Raw genomic sequence first — 840 nt, 5'->3', positions numbered from 1 at the left:
CACGAAGACGCGCGCGAAAGGCGGACAGTCCCTGGGCAACCGGCGCACACCACGCAAGGGAACCACCGCGGTGGACACCGCGGCCCTGAACCGGCTGCTGGCGGCGCTCGTGTCGATGCGGGACGGCAACTTCCGCAAGCGGCTGACGGTCCCCGGTGACGGGGTGATGTCGGAGATCGCCGCCGTCTTCAACGAGGTGGCCGAACGGAATCTGCATCTCACCGGCGAACTGGCGCGGGTACGGCGCATGGTGGGGCGTGAGGGGAAGCTCGCCGAGCGGCTGGAGACCGGGGCCTGCGAAGGCTCCTGGGCTACCGCCATCGACGCTTCCAACGCGCTCGTCGACGATCTCGTACGCCCCGTCTCCGAGGTCAGCCGAGTGCTGTCCGCGGTGGCCGAGGGTGACCTGTCGCCGCGCATGGAACTGCGGACACAGAGGCCGCAGGGGACGGGGCATCCGCTGCGCGGGGAGTTCCTGAAGGTCGGGCGCACCGTCAACAACCTGGTCGACCAGTTGTCGACCTTCACCGACGAGGTCACGCGGGTGGCCAGCGAGGTGGGCACCGAGGGCAAGCTGGGCGGGCAGGCCCGAGTGCGCGGTATGTCCGGTTCGTGGAAGGACCTCACCGACTCGGTCAACACGATGGCGTACCGGCTGACCGCACAGGTACGGGACATCGCGCTGGTGACGACGGCGGTCGCGAAGGGTGATCTGTCCCGGAAGGTCACGGTTCATGTCGCCGGTGAGATGCTGGAGTTGAAGAACACCGTCAACACCATGGTGGACCAGCTCTCCTCCTTCTCCTCCGAGGTGACGCGGGTGGCCCGCGAGGTGGGCAC

The 840-nt window shown here is 68.3% G+C and carries 1 protein-coding gene; it reads left to right on the top strand.

The annotated features are described in order from the left end of the window. The coding region (locus tag BIV24_RS31050; RefSeq protein ID WP_245767027.1) for a HAMP domain-containing protein at positions 1 to 840 on the top strand (840 nt) is incomplete at both ends.

Source organism: Streptomyces colonosanans (genome assembly GCF_001866645.1).
In the GTDB taxonomy this organism is placed as follows: Bacteria; Actinomycetota; Actinomycetes; order Streptomycetales; family Streptomycetaceae; genus Streptomyces; species Streptomyces colonosanans.
The sequence above is the reverse complement of the archived record's forward strand: the minus strand, read 5'-3'. Positions and strand labels throughout refer to the sequence as shown.